General features: G+C 71.5%; 12 protein-coding genes and 1 pseudogene. 3 read left to right on the top strand and 10 right to left on the bottom strand.

Translation table 11 applies throughout. The features are described from left to right. Nucleotides 1-7: 7 nt before the first annotated feature. The 9 genes and pseudogenes from ACTWP9_RS09040 to ACTWP9_RS09000 form a co-directional block, all read right to left on the bottom strand. Nucleotides 8-289 (bottom strand): annotated as a pseudogene (locus tag ACTWP9_RS09040) (winged helix-turn-helix domain-containing protein); the annotation flags it as partial. A gap of 101 nt (nucleotides 290-390) precedes the next feature. Further along, nucleotides 391-1,284 carry a TauD/TfdA dioxygenase family protein gene (locus tag ACTWP9_RS09035; RefSeq protein WP_443245477.1) on the bottom strand — a complete coding sequence of 298 codons (894 nt, stop codon included), beginning with the start codon at nucleotides 1,282-1,284 and terminating at the stop codon, nucleotides 391-393. A 27-nt stretch (nucleotides 1,285-1,311) separates the two neighbouring features. Further along, nucleotides 1,312-2,175, bottom strand: a complete 864-nt coding sequence (locus ACTWP9_RS09030) for an ABC transporter permease (protein ID WP_443245476.1) — start codon at nucleotides 2,173-2,175, stop codon at nucleotides 1,312-1,314. Then, nucleotides 2,172-3,020, bottom strand: a complete 849-nt coding sequence (locus tag ACTWP9_RS09025) for an ABC transporter ATP-binding protein (protein ID WP_443245475.1) — start codon at nucleotides 3,018-3,020, stop codon at nucleotides 2,172-2,174. Before ACTWP9_RS09025 ends, ACTWP9_RS09030 begins: the two co-directional genes overlap by 4 nt. 2 nt (nucleotides 3,021-3,022) lie before the next feature. Next, nucleotides 3,023-4,093 carry an ABC transporter substrate-binding protein gene (locus tag ACTWP9_RS09020; protein WP_443245474.1) on the bottom strand — a complete coding sequence of 357 codons (1,071 nt, stop codon included), beginning with the start codon at nucleotides 4,091-4,093 and terminating at the stop codon, nucleotides 3,023-3,025. A gap of 188 nt (nucleotides 4,094-4,281) precedes the next feature. Then, a complete protein-coding gene (locus tag ACTWP9_RS09015; RefSeq protein WP_443245600.1) occupies nucleotides 4,282-4,368 on the bottom strand; it encodes a putative leader peptide in 87 nt (28 codons plus the stop codon). A gap of 232 nt (nucleotides 4,369-4,600) precedes the next feature. Next, nucleotides 4,601-5,824 carry a S8 family serine peptidase gene (locus ACTWP9_RS09010; RefSeq protein ID WP_443245473.1) on the bottom strand — a complete coding sequence of 408 codons (1,224 nt, stop codon included), beginning with the start codon at nucleotides 5,822-5,824 and terminating at the stop codon, nucleotides 4,601-4,603. Nucleotides 5,825-5,907: 83 nt separating this feature from the next. Further along, entirely contained in the window at nucleotides 5,908-7,146 is a 1,239-nt protein-coding gene (locus ACTWP9_RS09005; RefSeq protein ID WP_443245472.1) for a S8 family serine peptidase, read from the bottom strand. 143 nt (nucleotides 7,147-7,289) lie between these two features. After that, a complete protein-coding gene (locus ACTWP9_RS09000; RefSeq protein WP_443245599.1) occupies nucleotides 7,290-8,624 on the bottom strand; it encodes an SAV2148 family HEPN domain-containing protein in 1,335 nt (444 codons plus the stop codon). Nucleotides 8,625-8,820: 196 nt separating this feature from the next. On the opposite strand from ACTWP9_RS09000, the gene glgX reads away from it, so the two are divergent. Both glgX and treY read left to right on the top strand, forming a co-directional pair. Further along, complete coding sequence (gene glgX / locus ACTWP9_RS08995; protein WP_443245471.1) at nucleotides 8,821-10,959, top strand: glycogen debranching protein GlgX; 2,139 nt, start codon at nucleotides 8,821-8,823, stop codon at nucleotides 10,957-10,959. Nucleotides 10,960-11,067: 108 nt separating this feature from the next. Further along, the gene (gene treY, locus ACTWP9_RS08990; protein ID WP_443245470.1) at nucleotides 11,068-13,497 is read left to right on the top strand and encodes a malto-oligosyltrehalose synthase; all 2,430 of its coding nucleotides are present in this window, start codon (nucleotides 11,068-11,070) and stop codon (nucleotides 13,495-13,497) included. Between the two features lie 10 nt (nucleotides 13,498-13,507). Here treY and ACTWP9_RS08985 read toward each other — a convergent pair whose 3' ends face one another. Continuing rightward, nucleotides 13,508-14,392 (bottom strand): LysR substrate-binding domain-containing protein, encoded by an 885-nt coding sequence (locus tag ACTWP9_RS08985; RefSeq protein ID WP_443245469.1) that lies wholly within the window; start codon nucleotides 14,390-14,392, stop codon nucleotides 13,508-13,510. A gap of 151 nt (nucleotides 14,393-14,543) precedes the next feature. Here ACTWP9_RS08985 and ACTWP9_RS08980 point away from each other — a divergent pair, with 151 nt between their 5' ends. Then, the gene (locus ACTWP9_RS08980) at nucleotides 14,544-16,064 is read left to right on the top strand and encodes a dihydrolipoyl dehydrogenase (protein WP_443245468.1); all 1,521 of its coding nucleotides are present in this window, start codon (nucleotides 14,544-14,546) and stop codon (nucleotides 16,062-16,064) included. The last annotated feature ends 31 nt before the right edge of the window (nucleotides 16,065-16,095 follow it).

The raw sequence follows: 16,095 nt of genomic DNA, 5'->3' as shown, positions 1-16,095 counted from the left end.
ACCCGTCCTAAGGGACGTACTTGTAGCCGACGCGGCGAACCGTCACGATCCGCCCGCGATGGCGGGGCCCGAGCTTGCGCCGCAGCCGCGCCACGTGGACGTCCACGGTGCGCCCGTCACCGATGTGGTGGCCGTACCCCCACACGGTGGCGACGAGCTGTTCCCGGGTGTGCACCCGCTGCGGGTGCTCAGCGAAGTGGGCGAGCAGCTCGAACTCCAGGTAGGTCAGCTCCACTTCGGAGCCGTCCACATGGACGGTGCGCCGCTCGCGGTCGATGTGCACCCCCTCCCCGGCCGGCCCGGCGGTGACGGGCAGCCGCAGGACACGCGGCACGGCGTCGTCGGCGCGGGAGCGGCCGGCGAGGGCGAGGGCGTTGGCCGAGTCGCTCATCAGGCGACCGCCGCCGGGGTGTAGTGGCCGGCGTCGTCGCCCTCGACCACACTGCTGGGCTCGCCGTCCACGCCCACCGGAACATCTCCCGCGACCGTCACCCGGTGCAGGCGCCGCGGCAGGTCCCCGTAGTCGTCGGGGGCGTAGTGCTGGGTGATGCGGTTGTCGAACAGCACCAGATCGCCCGGTGCCCACGTCCACCGCACGATGTTCTCCGGACGGGTGACGTACGCCTGGAGGATACGGAGCAGGTCGCGGGACTCGTCGGAGTTCAGCCCGACGATGCGCTGGGCGAATCCGCCGATGAACAGGCCGCGTTCGCCGGTCTCGGGATGGACGCGTACCACCGGGTGTGCGGTCTGCCAGCGGCGCGAGATGAACACCTTGTGCCGCTCCGCCGCCGCCTGGTTCTTCGGCTCGGCATAGTCGTAATCGTTGGTGTGCACGGCCCGCAGCCGGTCGGCCAGCTCGCGCAGCGGCTCGGGCAGATCGGCGTATGCGGCAGCGGTGTTGGCTATCAGCGTGTTGCCGCCGTAGGGCGGGACGACGATGCTGCGCAGGGTGCTGGCCTTGGGCGGGGTGCGGACGAAGGTGACGTCCGTGTGCCAGCGGTTGGCGCGTACGCCTTCGTCCCCGTCGACGGGCAGGATGTCCGGCTGTCCCTCGACGGACGGCACGGTGGGATGGGCCCGGGTCAGTTCGCCGAAGAGGGCGGCGAAGCGCAACTGGTCGGCGTCGTCCAGATTCTGATTGCGGAAGAAGAGCGCCTTGTGGGTGAGCAGCGCGTCGTTGAGCTCGTCGACGAGACGGGGGTCGAGCTGTTCGGACAGGTCGACGCCGAGGATCTCCGCGCCGATACGGCCGCCGACGCGACGGATGTCGAAACCGGTCATGGTGGTGTTCCTTTCGGGAGGGGTGGGTCAGGCTGTGGTGCGCCAGGAGGTGAAGCGGCGCTCCAGGGCGACGAGGAGCTGGTTGAAGGCCACGCCGAGCGCGGAGACGGTGAGGATGCCGGCGTACATCTGCGGGATGGCGAAGTTGAACTGCGAGTTGTTGATGAGGAAGCCGAGCCCGGCCTTGGCGCCCACCATCTCGGCGGCGACGAGCACCAGGACGGCGACGCCGCCGGCGAGCCGGATCCCGGTGAAGACAGCGGGCACGGATGCGGGCAGGATCACTTTCTGGAAGAGCCGCCAGGGCGGCAGGTCCACGCTGCGGGCCAGCTTGAGCAGCGTGGGGTCGACGGTGCGGACGGCGCTGATCGTGTTGAGCAGCACCGGCCAGGTGCACGCGTAGAGGACTATCGAGATCTTCGACGTCTCACCGATGCCGAGCAGCAGCACGAAGACGGGCAGCAGCGCGAGCGCCGCGGTGTTGCGGAAGACCTCCAGCACGGGCCCGAGCAGGTCGGCGACGGGCTTGTACCAGCCGATGAGCAGCCCCAGCGGCACGGCCAGCGCGACGGCGAGCCCGAAGCCGGTCAGCGAGCGCACCAGGCTGGCCCGCGCGTCGTCCAGCAGCTGTCCGTCGGCCAGCAGCTCCCACCAGGCGGCGGCCACCTCGGAGAACGGCGGCAGGAACACCGGGTCGGCAAGGCCCACCCGCGGTGCGGTCTCCCACAGGGCGAGCAGCACGAGGATCGCCGCGGTACGGGTCAGCGCGGCCCGTCCCAGTCCCAGCGCGCGGCGCCACACCGGCTGCCGGGGCGGCACCCCGGGCGGGGACACCGGTGCGGCGGCGGAGTGGGGAGCGGGCCGGGTACGGGGGGTGAGGGTGGCACTCATGCGGCGGCCTCCTTCCACTCCAGCTCCGCCCGCTCCAGCTCCTGCGCGCGGCTGACCTCGTCGTGCAGCAGCTCCCAGACGCGGTGCCGATAGGCGGCGAACTCGGGGCTGGAGCGCGGATCGTCGGTCCCGGTACGGGCGCCGAGGTCGATGGGCACGCTCTCCTTGACCCGGCCGGGGCGGGAGGTGAGGACGGTGACGCGCCGCCCGAGCAGCACGGCTTCGTCGATGCTGTGGGTGATGAAGACGACGGTCTTGCCGGTGCGCTGCCAGATCCGCAGCAGCTCGTCCTGCAGTGACTCCCGGGTCTGCGCGTCGAGCGCCCCGAACGGCTCGTCCATCAGCAGCACATCGGGGTCGTAGGCGAGGCTGCGGGCAATGGCGACGCGCTGGCGCATGCCGCCCGACAGCTCGTGCGGGTGCCGGTCCCCGAAACCGTCGAGGCCGACGAGGGAGAGGAACTCCGCCGCGCGTTCGGCCCGCTCGCGACGCGGCACGCCGCCCGCTTCCAGACCGAACTCCACGTTGCCGCGGGCGGTACGCCACGGCAGCAGCGCGTACTGCTGGAAGACGGTGCCCCGGTCACGGCCGGGCCCTGTGACGGGCTCGCCGTCGATCAGGACGCGGCCCGTGGTGGGCGCGGTGAGGCCGCCCAGGAGATCGAGGAGGGTGGATTTGCCGCAGCCGCTGGGGCCGACCAGGACGCTGAACTCGCCCGGCGCGATGTCCAGTGTGATGTCCTGGAGCGCGGTGAAGCTGCCCGTGCCGCCGCGGGAGGAGCGGACGGGAAAGGTCTTGCTGACGTTCTCGAAGCGGATCGTGGGCGTTTCGGGTGGGGCGGTCATGGTCAGCTCCCGGAGCGGTCGCGGGCGGGGGTGGGGACGGGGGCCTTGTCGAGCCGGTTGGTGTTGAACCGGTTGGTGTAGATGTCGGGGATGTACACGCGGTCGGCCTTGATGTCGCCCCGCCGCTCCAGCCAGCGCACCCACAGGGACAGCTCATCCGGTGCGATGCGGCCCACCGGATCGGCCACCCCGTACGAGCGCCAGTAGCGCAGCGGTGCGGTGTCCTCGCTGCGGTCGCGGCGCCGCACGATGCGCACCATGCGGTCGACGACCTCGTCCCGCGGGGTGCGCCGCGACCAGTCCAGGGCGCGGCCGACTCCGGTGACGAAGGCGCGGGCCTGGCGCGGGTGCTGCTCCAGGTAGCGGTCGGCCATCACGTAGGTGCCCGCGCTGAAGGTGCCGAGCAGGCGGTGGTCGTCGGTGAGCGCGCGGAGGCCACCGTGTTCGAGGGCCTTGTCGCGGAGGATGTCGCCGAGGACGGCGACGTCGATGTGTCCCTTGCGCAGGGACTGCTCGGTGTTGACGGGCGGCAGGGCGATCCGCTCGACCTGATCGGCCTCCTCGATGCTGAGGCCCTCGCGCTTGAGGTAGGTGTCGAGCATGGCCTCGGCGTGCGCGCCGAGGGTGTTCATCGCGACTTTCCTGCCGATCAGGTCCCTTGCGGTGCGGATGGGGCTGTTCTCGCGTACGTAGAAGCCGCTGAAGCGCTCCTTGTCGACGCCGTAGTAGCTGATGACGGCCTTCACCGGCGCCTTGGCCGCGGCCATCTTGACGACGGCACCGTTGAAGGCACCGCCGAAGTCGGTGTCCCCCGCCGCGGCTGCCTGGATGTCCTGCGGGCCGCTGGTGGTGTTGCCGACCCATTTGAGGCTGAGGCCGTCCAGATAGCCGAGGTCTTCGGCGAGTTCGGCGGGAGTGACGGTTCCGGCCCAGCCCTGGTAGCGGATGGTGTCGGCCGGGACGCCCTCCCTTCCGGACGCCCGTCCGCAGCCGGCGGCGGTGGTGGCGGCGGCGAGTGTGGTCAGGCCGGTGAGGGCGAGCAATTCCCGCCTGCGGAAATGACGTGGACGCACGGGTGCCTTCCGTTGCACAGCCCGGGCGCGACGCAGTGTGGACAGGCGGGACCCGGGGATTCCGCGCGGCGCGCCCGGCCGTCCCGTACGAACGCGCGAAACCTCAAGGCTTCAAGACGTCAAGGCGCAGGGGAACTGCGGGGGCTGCTGCCGGCGCGGAGTGGAAAAGGTGAGCTGTGGGGCGCGCGTCAGGCGCGGCCGGGGGCACAGAGGGCGCTGGCGTGACGTCGAAGATCGACGTGCAGGCGCGCGACAAGGTTCCGGTACTGGCTCACGGTTGCGAGCTTGCCAGCCGGATCTTGGCGGCGTCAACGGCTGGAGTGTTAAGCCCGTGTGAAGTGTGTCCAGGGCCGTGCGGGGGCCGTGCCGGGGCCGAAGGGGCTCGCCAGGGCACGGAAAGGGCCCGCCGTGCCCCGTGGGGGGAGGGCACGGCGGGCCTGGTGGTGCGCTTACCCGGAAATCCGGGGTTACGCACGGAGAAGGCTCAGAAATGACCGTGAATGAGCGTCACTTGACCACGCGGAGCAGCTTGTTGGGCGTCCCCTTGGTCGGGTTGGTGATCGCTCCCGCGGTGGCGCCCTTGGTGAGCGCGGTGGCCACCTGAGCTGGGGTGGCGGACTTGTGGCCGCTCAGATAGACGGCCGCGGCACCGGCGACATGCGGGGAGGCCATGGAGGTCCCGGACATCGTGGCGATGCCGTGGTCGCTCTTGTTGCTGGCCGAGACGATGTCCACGCCGGGCGCGTACAGGTCGACGCGCTTGCCGTAGTTGGAGAAGCGCGCCTGCCGGTCCTTGCGGTCGCTGGCGGCGACGGTGAGCGCCTCCGGCACCCGCGCCGGCGAGGCGGTGGAGGCGTCGGCGCTCTCGTTGCCCGCCGAGACGGCGTAGCTGACGCCGGAGGAGACGGACCGCTTGACGGCGGCGTCCAGCGCGGCGTCCTTGTTCCCGCCGAGGCTCATGTTGGCGACCGAGGGGCCCTTGTGGTGCTTGGTGACCCAGTCGACGCCCGCGACGGCGAGAGCGGTGGTGCCCGAGCCCTGGTTGTCCAGCACCCGCACGGCCACGATCTTCGCCTTCTTGGCGACGCCGTACTTCGCCCCCGCGATGGTGCCCGCGACGTGGGTGCCGTGGCCGTGGCCGTCCTGGGCCGTCTTGTCCTTGTCGACGGCGTCGTAGCCGTAGGAGGCACGGCCGCCGAAGTCGTCGTGGCTGATGCGCACGCCGGTGTCGAGGACGTACGCCGTCACACCCGCGCCCGCGCCGGCCGGGTAGGTGTACTTCCGGTTCAGCTTGTTCGACTTCTGGTCGATCCGGTCCAGGCCCCAGTTGGGCGGGTTGGTCTGGGTGCCGGTGGTGGTGATCCGCTGGTTCTGGTAGACCTGCGCGACCTTGTCGTCGGCGGCCAGCCTGCGGGCCTCCTCGGCGGACATGCCGGTGGCGTTGAAGCCGTTGACGGCCGACTCGTAGGTACGGCTGACCTTGCCGCCGTACTCCTTGGCGAGGTCCTTGCCCGCACCCTCGGCCTGGACCGAGCCGCTGCTGCCGTCCTTGAGGAGCACGATGTAGCTGCCCTTGACGGCGTCGTGGGAGTCGGCGCCGATGACGGTGCCCTCCGCCGGTGCGGCCCCCGCCGGGAGGGTGAGGAGCGTCGCGCCGCCCGCGACGGCGACTGCCGCGCCGATCGCGAGGGATATCCGGCGCTTGGTGTTACGGGCCACGTGGGTTGCCATGGGCAGAAGTGCCTCTCCTGGTGGATTGTGGGGGGCTGTTGGGATACGGCCGCGAACGGGGGGGTTCGCGGCCGGGTGGATGGTTACCTGGGGACGCGCAGCAGCCTGTCGGGCGTGCCGGTGGTCGGGTTGGTGATGGCGCCCTTGGTGGCGCTGTCGGTCAGCGCCTTGGCGACCTGCGCCGGGGTGGCCGTCTTGTGCGTGCCCAGGTAGAGCGCTGCGGCGCCGGTGACGTGCGGGGCGGCCATGGAGGTGCCCCAGCCGGCCATGGAGGAGGTGTCGCTCTTGTTGCTGGCCGAGACGACGTCGATGCCGGGGGCGTACAGGTCGACGCTCTTGCCGTAGTTGGAGAAGTTCGTCTGCCGGTCCTTCTGGTCGCTCGCGGCGACCGTGATGGCGTCGGTCACCCGGGCCGGGGAGGCGGCGGAGGCGTTGCCGCTGTCGTTGCCCGCCGAGACGACGCAGGTGATGTTCGCGGCGATGGCCCGCTTGACGGCCTCGTCCAGTGCGTAGTCCTTGAAGCCGCCGATGCTCATGTTGGCCACCGCGGGGCCGCCCTTGGCCTTGTGGTCCTTGATCATCCAGTCGATGCCGGCGACGGCGTCCGCCGTGGTGCCCCGGTTGTCGTTGCCGAGGATGCGGACGGCGGTGATCTTCGCCTTCTTGGCGATGCCGTACTTGGTGCCCGCGATGGTGCCGGAGACGTGTGTGCCGTGGTTGGCGCCGTCCTGCGCGGTCTTGTCGCCGTCCACGATGTCCTTGCCGTTGGCGGCACGGCCCCCGAAGTCCTTGTGGCTGACCCGCACCCCGCTGTCGATGACGTACGCCGTCACGCCCGAGCCGGCGCTGTTGGGGTAGGTGTACTTCTTGTTGAGCGTCTTCGACGCCTGGTCGACCCGGTCCTGCCCCCAGGAGGGCGGCCTGCTCTGGGTGGCGTGCGCGCGGATCTCACGGGCCTGGATGACCTTCGCCACCTTGTCGTCCGCCGCCAGCCGCCGGGCCTCCTGCGCGCCGAGCCCCTTGGCGGAGTAGCCGTTGAGCGCGGCGTGATAGGTGTGCTCGACCTTGCCGCCGTACTCCCCGGCGAGGCTCTTGGCCTCGGTGGCGGCCCGCACACCGGTGCCCTTGGCCGGGTCGCCCTTGAGCAGCACGATGTAGTCGCCCTTGACCGCGTCCTTCGCCCCGGCGCCGAGGACGGTGCCCTCGGCGGGCGAGGCGCCCGCGGGGAGGGTCAGCAGTGTTGCTCCTCCCGCGACTGCGATTGCGGCGCCGATTGCGAGAGATATCCGGCGTTTGGTGTGGCGTGCCCCGTGTTGTGCCATGCCGAGGAAGTCCTCCGAGGTGTGCGGTCGAGCGACCCAGAAGTGGATCGTTCGAAACCCTGTCGGATTGCTCGGTGTGGCTCAAGGGACTTGGGGGACTGTGACAGACGCGACACAGTTCGGTGACGGCCCTCGCAGGACACCTACGACACCGACCGCGAGTCCGCCCAGAACGCCTCGAACTCCTCCCGATACGCAGGAAAGAGGGCACCCTCCCCCTCCTCACGGACCGCCGACGGCACCGACGGCACCGTACGGCCGGGGCCGCGCAGGACGAGGACGGGCGTCTCCATCCCCCGTGCACCGCGCAGATACGACTGGACCACGGCGAGGCCGTCCGGCCCGTCCCCGTCGACCATGTACGCGGTGAACCGCGGGATCTCGTCGAAGACGTGGATCTCGAAGGCCCCCTGGTCCCGCAGCCGGGAGCGGACCCGCCGCATATGGAGGATGTTGGTCTCCACCGAACGGGCCAGCTCGCCCTTCTTCAGCCCCAGTTCCCGCTCCCGCCGCTTCACCGCGCTGCTGGCCGGATTCAGGAACAGCAACCGCACCCGGCAGCCCGCCTCGGCGAGCCGCACCAGGCGCCGCCCGCTGTAGTTCTGCACCAGCAGATTGAGCCCGATCCCGATGGCATCCAGCCGCCGCGCGCCGCCGAACAGATCCTCCGCGGGCAGCTGCCGCTGGAGCCGTACGCGATCGGCGTGCACGCCGGCCACATCGGCGAAGCGGTCCCCGACCAACTCCTCGACGGCATCGACCGGCAGCCGGCCGGCCGCTGCCACCCCCTCGGGCGCGGCGCCCAGCCGCTCCAGCAGCCGCCGGCACATCCGCTCGGCCTGCGCCAGCACCGTCTCGGACAGCGCACGGTTGCGCGCCACGGCGCTACGGGCCACCTCCAACTCGTCCAGCGCCAGCTCCACCTCGCGCCGGTCGTCGAAGTACGGCTCGAAGCAGGGCCAGTGCTGCACCATCAGCTCGCGCAGCTGCGGCAGCGTCAGGAAGGAGATCAGGGTGTCGTCGGCGGGGTCGAGGAGGTAGCCCTTGCGGCGGCTGACCTCCCGTACGGCCACGGCCCGCTGCACCCACTCCTGCCCGGCGGGCCCGGCCGCGGCGATCACCCACTCCTCGCCGTGCACCGGTTCGTAGATCGGCCGCAGCACGGCCGCGACGACGGCCCGCATCCGCTGCTCGACCAGGTTCAGCCAGACATACGCGCGACCCGCGCGCTGCGCCCTGGTGCGTACCTCGGCCCAGTCGTCCTCGCCCCAGCCCACGTCCGCGCCGATCTCCATGGGGCGGGCCAGCGGGACGGCTCCGGGTTGGAGCCCGGCCTCCCCCAGCCTCCGGCCGGGGGGTCCCCCCATGCCGAACCCGCCCGTCGGATCGTCCGCCGTTCCGGCCTCTCCGGCGGTGCCACCGCCGTCCGGCCCCTCACCGCCGTCGCCTGGGGGGAGTTCAAGCCCTCCCGCACCCAACTGCGCACCGCCTTCCACGCCCCGTCCCGGCCCCCGCTGTTCGATCAAGGAAGACTACTGCGGCCGTCCGAGGGGTGCATCCGGAACCCCTGCCAACATCCGGTGCCCGCACGGGTGGACGGGGGAAGATGACGACTGGGACCACCGCGCCCGCCGCGGTGCCGTACCGACACGTCGATGGGGAAGAGACATTCCTATGCAGGTATGGCCGGGACACGCGTACCCCTTGGGTGCCCACTACGACGGCGCGGGTACGAACTTCGCCGTCTTCTCCGAGGCGGCGGAGCGCGTCGAGGTGTGCTTGCTGCACGAGGACGGCTCGGAGACGGCTGTCGAGCTGCGCGAGTCGGACGGGTTCGTCCGCCACGCCTATCTGCCGGGCGTACTGCCGGGCCAGCGCTACGGCTTCCGCGCACACGGCCCGTACGCGCCGGAGAACGGGCAGCGCTGCAACAGCGCCAAACTGCTGCTGGACCCCTACGCGAAGGCCATCAGCGGCCGCGTCGACTGGAACGAGGCCGTCTTCGGCTACCACTTCGACGACCCCGAGCGGCGCAACGATCTCGACTCGGCGCCGCACACCATGACCTCCGTGGTGATCAACCCCTACTTCGACTGGGGCGACGACCGTCCGCCGCGCACCGACTACCACCGCACAGTGCTCTACGAGGCGCATGTCAAGGGCCTCACGATGCGCCACCCCGAGCTGCCGGACGAGCTGCGCGGCAGCTACGCGGCACTGGCGCACCCCGCGGTCATCGCCCATCTGACCGAGCTGGGCGTCACCGCGCTGGAGCTGATGCCGGTGCACCAGTCGGTCACCGACCACCGGCTGGCCGAGGCGGGAATGACCAACTACTGGGGCTACAACACCATCGGATTCTTCGCCCCGCACAACACCTACGCCTCCTGGGGCGAGCGCGGCCAGCAGGTGCAAGAGTTCAAGCACGCCGTGCGGGCCCTGCACGAGGCAGGCATCGAGGTCATCCTCGACGTCGTCTACAACCACACGGCGGAAGGCAACCACCTCGGCCCCACGCTCTCCTTCCGGGGACTGGACAATGCCTCGTACTACCGCCTCGCGGACGACCCGCGCTACTACACGGACACGACGGGCACGGGGAATTCACTCCTGATGCGCAGCCCTCACGTGCTCCAGCTGATCATGGACTCGCTGCGCTACTGGGTGCTCGACATGCACGTGGACGGCTTCCGCTTCGACCTGGCCGCCACGCTGGCGCGGCAGTTCCACGAGGTGGACCGGCTCTCGTCCTTCTTCGACCTGGTGCAGCAGGACCCCGTCGTCAGCCAGGTGAAGCTGATCGCCGAACCGTGGGACCTGGGCGAGGGCGGCTACCAGGTCGGCAACTTCCCGCCGCTGTGGACGGAGTGGAACGGGCGGTACCGCGACACCGTGCGCGACCTGTGGCGCGGCGAACCGCGGGCGATGGCCGAGTTCGGCTTCCGGCTCACCGGCTCCTCCGACCTCTACCAGGACGACGGACGCCGCCCGCTGGCCTCCATAAACTTCGTCACCTGCCACGACGGCTTCACCCTCGGCGACCTCGTCTCCTACAACGAGAAACACAACGAGGCCAACGGAGAGGGCAACCGGGACGGCGAGAGCTACAACAGGTCGTGGAACTGCGGTGTCGAGGGCCCCAGCGACGACGCCGCGGTGCTGGCACTGCGGCGCCGGCAGCAGCGGAACCTCATCGCCACCCTCATGCTGTCGCAGGGGGTGCCGATGCTCAGCCACGGCGACGAGTTCGGCCGCACCCAGCAGGGCAACAACAACGCGTACTGCCAGGACGGGCCGCTCACCTGGCTGCGGTGGCCCGGCGGCGACGGCCCCACCGACGGGCCCGGAGCACCCGACCAAGCCCTGTGCGCCTTCGTACGTGCCATGGTGTGGCTCCGGCGCGACCATCCCGTCTTCCGCCGCCGCCGGTTCTTCCACGGGCGGCCCATGGAAAGCACCCACGACGAGCTCTCCGACATCGCCTGGTTCACCCCCGGGGGCGCCGAGATGACCCAGCGCGACTGGCAGTCCGCGCACACCCGCTCCCTGACCGTCTTCCTCAACGGCAACGCCATCTCGGAGCCCGGCGAGCGCGGAGAACGCATCACCGACGACTCGTTCCTGTTGTTGTTCAACGCCCACCACGAGGCCCTGGACTTCGTGATCCCCGTCAACCACGGGAGAGAGTGGGAGGTCATCGTCGACACCGCCCAGGAGGACAGCCACCAGCAGGGCGGGGGCCCGAAAATCGCCGCCGGAGCTCACCTTCCTCTGGAGTCCCGCAGCATGGCGGTGCTGCAACGCCCGGTGTGAGGCGAAGCTGTTCCGCGGGAAGGGCGGGGCCCGCCCACCGTCTGTCCAACCGGTGGACCGACAAGAGAAGGACGCACGAAATGGCCCCGGCAGGGTACGTACGTTCGCATGACACGTGAGGGCGTCCCACCCGCAGCGGCACCCCGCGCAGCCCGTGCCGCCGCCGTACCGGCCTCGACGTATCGCCTCCAGCTCCAGCCCGGCTTCCCCTTCGCCGCCGCCGAGCACGCCGTGCCCTACCTGGCGGGCCTCGGCGTCTCGCATCTGCACCTCTCCCCCGTGCTGACGGCCGTGCCGGGCTCCACCCACGGTTACGACGTGACGGATCACGGGACGGTGCGGGAGGAGTTGGGCGGCGAGCGCGGGTTGCGGGCGCTGTCGGCGACCGCCCGCGCGCACGGGCTGGGGCTGGTCCTGGACATCGTGCCGAACCATATGGCCGTCCCTGCGGATCTGCGGCTGAACCGTCCGCTGTGGGAGGTGCTGCGGGAGGGGCGCGGCTCGCCATGGGCGCGCTGGTTCGACATCGACTGGGCGGCGGGCGGCGGCCGGGTGCTGCTGCCGGTGCTCGGGGAACGGCTGCACGAGGCGCTGCCGCACATCCGGGTCGAGGACGGCACCCTGCGCTACCACGACCACATACTGCCGCTGCGCGAGGGCACGGAGGGGCTGCCGCTGCCCGAACTGTGCGCGGCGCAGCACTACCGCCTGGTGTGGTGGCGGCTGGGCAGGAGCGAGCTCAACTACCGCCGTTTCTTCACCATTTCGGGTCTCATCGGAGTACGGGTCGAGGATCCGGAGGTGTTCGCGGCCACCCACCGCAAGGTGCTCCAGCTGCTGCGCGAGGGGGTCGCCGACGGGCTGCGCGTCGACCATCCGGACGGTCTGGCCGACCCGGGAGGCTATCTGCGACGGCTGCACGAGGAGAGCGACGGTCGCTGGACAGTTGTCGAGAAGATCCTCGCCGACGGCGAACCGCTGCCCGGCAGCTGGCCGGTGGCGGGTACGACGGGATACGACGCGCTGCGCCAGGTGGACGGTCTCTTCGTCGACCCCCAGGGGCATGGTGAACTGGAAGCCTGCTACCGGACGTTCACCGGAGCACAGGCCGATCTGGGCGGTGAGTGGGAGGCGACCCGGCTGCGCGCCGCCCACCGGGTGCTGACGCACGATCTGGCGGCCGAGACGGAGCGGCTGACCCGTACCGCCGTACGGGCATGTGCCGACTCCCCCGATCTGTCGCTGCGCGACCACGCGCCCTGGGCGCTGCGCACCGCACTGTGCGAACTGCTGGTGCGGCTGCCGGTGTACCGCCCGTACACCGCGCAGGGCGTCCGGCCCGACCCCCGAGACGCCGCGCTGTTGGAAGGTGCAGCGCAGGGCGCCCGCGAGGCGTTCCGGCTGTCGGCGGAGGGTGCGGCAGTGGATGCCGTACTGCGGCTCGCCCTGGGGGACGCGGGTGACTGCGCGGCCGGCGCCGAGTTCCCCGTACGGTTCGCGCAGTTGTCCTCCGCGCTGCGGGCCAAGTCGGTGGAGGACGCGGCCTTCTACCGCTATGTGCCGCTGCTGTCGGCGTGCGAGGTGGGTGGTGAGCCGGGGCGCCCGGCAGTGCGGCCCGAGGGCTTCCACGCGTACTGCGCCCGCATGCAGCGGGACCGGCCCGCCTCCGGCACTGTGCTGTCCACCCACGACACCAAGCGCAGCGGCGACGCCCGCGCCGCGCTGGCGGTACTGAGCGAGTGCCCGCAGCGGTGGGCCGAGCTGCTGGCGGGGACCGATCTCTCCGGGGCTCCCGACCGTCACACAGCGTGGGTGTACTGGCAGACCGCGCTGGCCCTCGGTGCGTTCCCGCCGCCACCCGGACGGCTGGTGCCCGCGCTGCTGAAGGCCGTACGGGAGGCGGGGCTGCGTACCACCTGGACGGAGGGCGACGCGGAGTACGAAGCGGCTGTCGAGCGCTTCGTCACGGCCCAGCGGGACGGCGCGGGCGCGCGGGCGCTGGCCGGCTTCGCGGCGGAGCTTGCCCCGTATGTGCGCGCCAATGTGCTGGGTGCCGCGCTGCTGCAGCTGACCATGCCCGGCGTACCCGAGCTCTACCAGGGCACCGAGCACACCTACCGCGCACTGGTGGACCCGGACAACCGGGACCCGGCGACCATTGCCGAGAGGGGCAGCGCTCTCGACGCGGAGAAGTCGCGGCTGACAGCTGCGGCACTGCGGCTGCGCGCGGACCACCCGGAGCTGTTTCTGCCGGGAGCCAGGTGGGCGCCCACGTACGAGCCGCTGTACGCGGAGGGCGAGCGGGCCGCGCACTGTGTGGCGTTCGTGCGGACGGGCGCGGTACTGACGGCGGTCACCCGGCTGTCGTTACGACTGGAGCTGCGGGGTGGCTGGGGCAGCACGCGGCTGACGCTGCCGGAGGGCATCTGGCAGGACGCCCTCGCTGAAGAGGGCAGCCCACGGGAGCTGACCGGAACCGTCCCGCTGGGCCGCCTCTTCGGGAGCGCCCCGGTGGCCGTGCTGACCCGTCGTACGTAGCCACCAGGGGCTATCCCTCCCGCAGTACGCGCAGGAAGGCTTCCGCCGCCCCCGTCGGCTGCGAGCGGCAGAACGCGGTGAGCGTGCGGCGCCAGGGCGGGCCGACGTTGACGAGCTGCCCGGCGGGGACGAGGTGGGGAGTGAGGTGTGCCGAGACGAGGCAGATGCCCGCCCCGGCTGCAGCTACCCGTGCCGCCGTCGTCGGGTGCTCCACGCGCACGGCGGTACGTGGGATGAACCCGGCCTGCCCGCAGACACGGTCGAGGAACTGCTGCCCTTCGATCCACGGCTCCATCCCGCACCGCACCCATCCGCGGTCGGCGAGTTCCTCCAGCTTCACGGGGTCGCCGTCGGCGCCCGCCCGCGCGCACAGCGGGTCGTCGGGCGGGACGACGAGAACGACCTTCTCCTCGCCGATCTGCCAGGAGGGGCCCGGCCAGTCGTCGAGCCGGAAGCCGACCGCGACGTCGGCGATGCCCCGGGCCATCCGTTCGCGCAGTTCCTCCTCGGTCACGTACTCGTGCAGCCGCAGCTCCACCGCTGGGTGGAGCCGCCGCATCCGGGCGACGGCTTCCGTCAGCACGCCGACCGCGAGGCCGTGCACGGTGGCGACCTCCAGCTCACCGCCCCCGGCACCGGCCGCAGCCCGTGCCGCGCGGCGTGCCTGGCGGGCACTGCGTACGGCGAGTTCGGCGTCCGGCAGAAAGGCCCGGCCCATCGGCGTCAGCCGTACCCCGCGCGGCAGCCGCTCCAGCAGAGGGCCGCCGACCTCGCGTTCCAGGGCCTTGATCTGGTGCGAGAGTGCCGACTGTGTGACGTGCAGCGACTCGGCGGCCCGCGTGAACGTCGCCTCTTCGACGACCGTGACGAAATATTCCATCTGCCGCAGACTCACGAGCCCTCCCCAGCCCCGGAACTACTTCTCAGCCGCGCCGGGACCCACCGATCGCAGCGATCTGGTCACCTACAGGGCCATGAACGTTCTTCATCGCAACCATAGAAGCATTGCGTTGGACTCATCATCCCACCGGGCGGAGGCTGAGGTCATGAGCGGGAACAGCACAGATGTGATCGTCATCGGCGGGGGAACGGGCGGCTACAGCACGGCGCTTCGCGCCGCACACCTCGGGCTCGGCGTCACCCTCGTCGAGCGGGATCTGGTCGGGGGCACCTGTCTGCACCGGGGGTGCGTGCCCAGCAAGGCCATGCTGCACGCCGCGGAGCTGGTCGACGGGGTGGCGGAGGCGCGGGAGCGGTGGGGGGTCAAGGCGACGCTGGACAGCGTCGACTGGAGCGCGCTGGTCGCCACCCGCGACGACATCGTCTCGCGCAACCACAAGGGGGTGGAGGGCCAGCTCTCCGCGGCGGGCGTGACGGTCGTACGGGGCACCGCCACGCTGGCGGGGCCGCGCACCGTCCGGGTCGACGTCCCCGGCGCCGGGGGCACCGAGCTGTGGACGGCGCGGCGCGGTCTCGTCCTGGCGACCGGCTCCCGACCGCGGACGCTGCCGGGTCTGGAGCCGACCGGTGAGCACCTCGTCACCAGCGACGACGCGCTGTTCGCGCCCGGTCTGCCGCGCAGCGTGCTGGTGCTGGGCGGCGGTGCGATCGGCGTCGAGTACGCCTCGTTCCACCGCTCCATGGGAGCCGAAGTCACCCTGGTGGAGGCGGCGGAGCGGCTGCTGCCGCTGGAGGACGCCGACGTCAGCCGCCAGTTGACCCGCGCGCTGAAGAAGCGCGGCATCACGGTGCTGACGGGCGCCCGGCTGCTGGACGCTCACCTGACGGGCGCGCCCCCGGCGGACGCGCACCGGTCCGGTGCGGGGCAGACCGGTGCGGGGCAGACCGGTGCGGGGCAGACCGGTGCGGGCGCTCCCGGCGGGGGCGTCGCAGCGCGGGTGCAGCCGGCGCGTGGGGACGCGATGCTGATCACGGCGGAGCGGCTGCTGGTCGCGGTGGGCCGGGTCCCGGTCACCGACGGGCTGAACCTGGCGGCGGCCGGTCTGACGACGGACGAGCGGGGCCATGTGCCACCGGCCGACTGGGCCACGCTGGAGACGGCCGTCCCCGGCGTGTACGTCGTCGGCGATCTGCTCCCACCGCCCTCCCTGGGCCTGGCACACGCCTCGTTCGCCGAGGGGCTGGTGGTCGCGGAGACGCTGGCCGGGCTCGCGCCCCGCCCGGTGGACTACGCGGCTGTGCCCCGGGTGACGTACTCGAGCCCGCAGACCGCGTCGGTCGGGCTGAGCGAGGCGGCGGCCAAGGACGCCGGGCACGAGGTGGCGGTCAACATGCTGCCGCTGACCGCCACGGCCAAGGGCATGGTGCACGGCCAGGGCGGCATGGTGAAGGTCGTCGCCGAACCGGGCCCCGACGGCCGGGTGCTGGGCGTCCACCTGGTGGGCCCGCACGTCTCCGAGATGATCAGCGAGTCCCAGCTGGCCGTGGCCTGGGACGCCTCCCCCGCGGACATCGCCCAGCACATCCACCCCCACCCGACGCTGAGCGAGGCGGTGGGCGAGACCTTCCTGACACTCGCGGGGCGCGGGCTGCACCAACACGCGTAAGTCGACGGCACGTTGGGGCACCCGGCGACAC

The organism is Streptomyces sp. 3N207 (assembly GCF_052246355.1).
Taxonomy (GTDB): Bacteria; Actinomycetota; Actinomycetes; order Streptomycetales; family Streptomycetaceae; genus Streptomyces.
This window is presented reverse-complemented; position numbering and strand designations above follow the sequence as displayed.

Coding starts and splice junctions, on each gene's coding strand:
- ACTWP9_RS09030 (WP_443245476.1), bottom strand. CDS start 2,175: ATGAGTGCCACCCTCACCCCCCGTACCCGGCCCGCTCCCCACTCCGCC.
- ACTWP9_RS09025 (WP_443245475.1), bottom strand. CDS start 3,020: ATGACCGCCCCACCCGAAACGCCCACGATCCGCTTCGAGAACGTCAGC.
- ACTWP9_RS09010 (WP_443245473.1), bottom strand. CDS start 5,824: ATGGCAACCCACGTGGCCCGTAACACCAAGCGCCGGATATCCCTCGCG.
- treY (WP_443245470.1), top strand. CDS start 11,068: ATGACACGTGAGGGCGTCCCACCCGCAGCGGCACCCCGCGCAGCCCGT.
- glgX (WP_443245471.1), top strand. CDS start 8,821: ATGCAGGTATGGCCGGGACACGCGTACCCCTTGGGTGCCCACTACGAC.
- ACTWP9_RS09005 (WP_443245472.1), bottom strand. CDS start 7,146: ATGGCACAACACGGGGCACGCCACACCAAACGCCGGATATCTCTCGCA.
- ACTWP9_RS09035 (WP_443245477.1), bottom strand. CDS start 1,284: ATGACCGGTTTCGACATCCGTCGCGTCGGCGGCCGTATCGGCGCGGAG.
- ACTWP9_RS08980 (WP_443245468.1), top strand. CDS start 14,544: ATGAGCGGGAACAGCACAGATGTGATCGTCATCGGCGGGGGAACGGGC.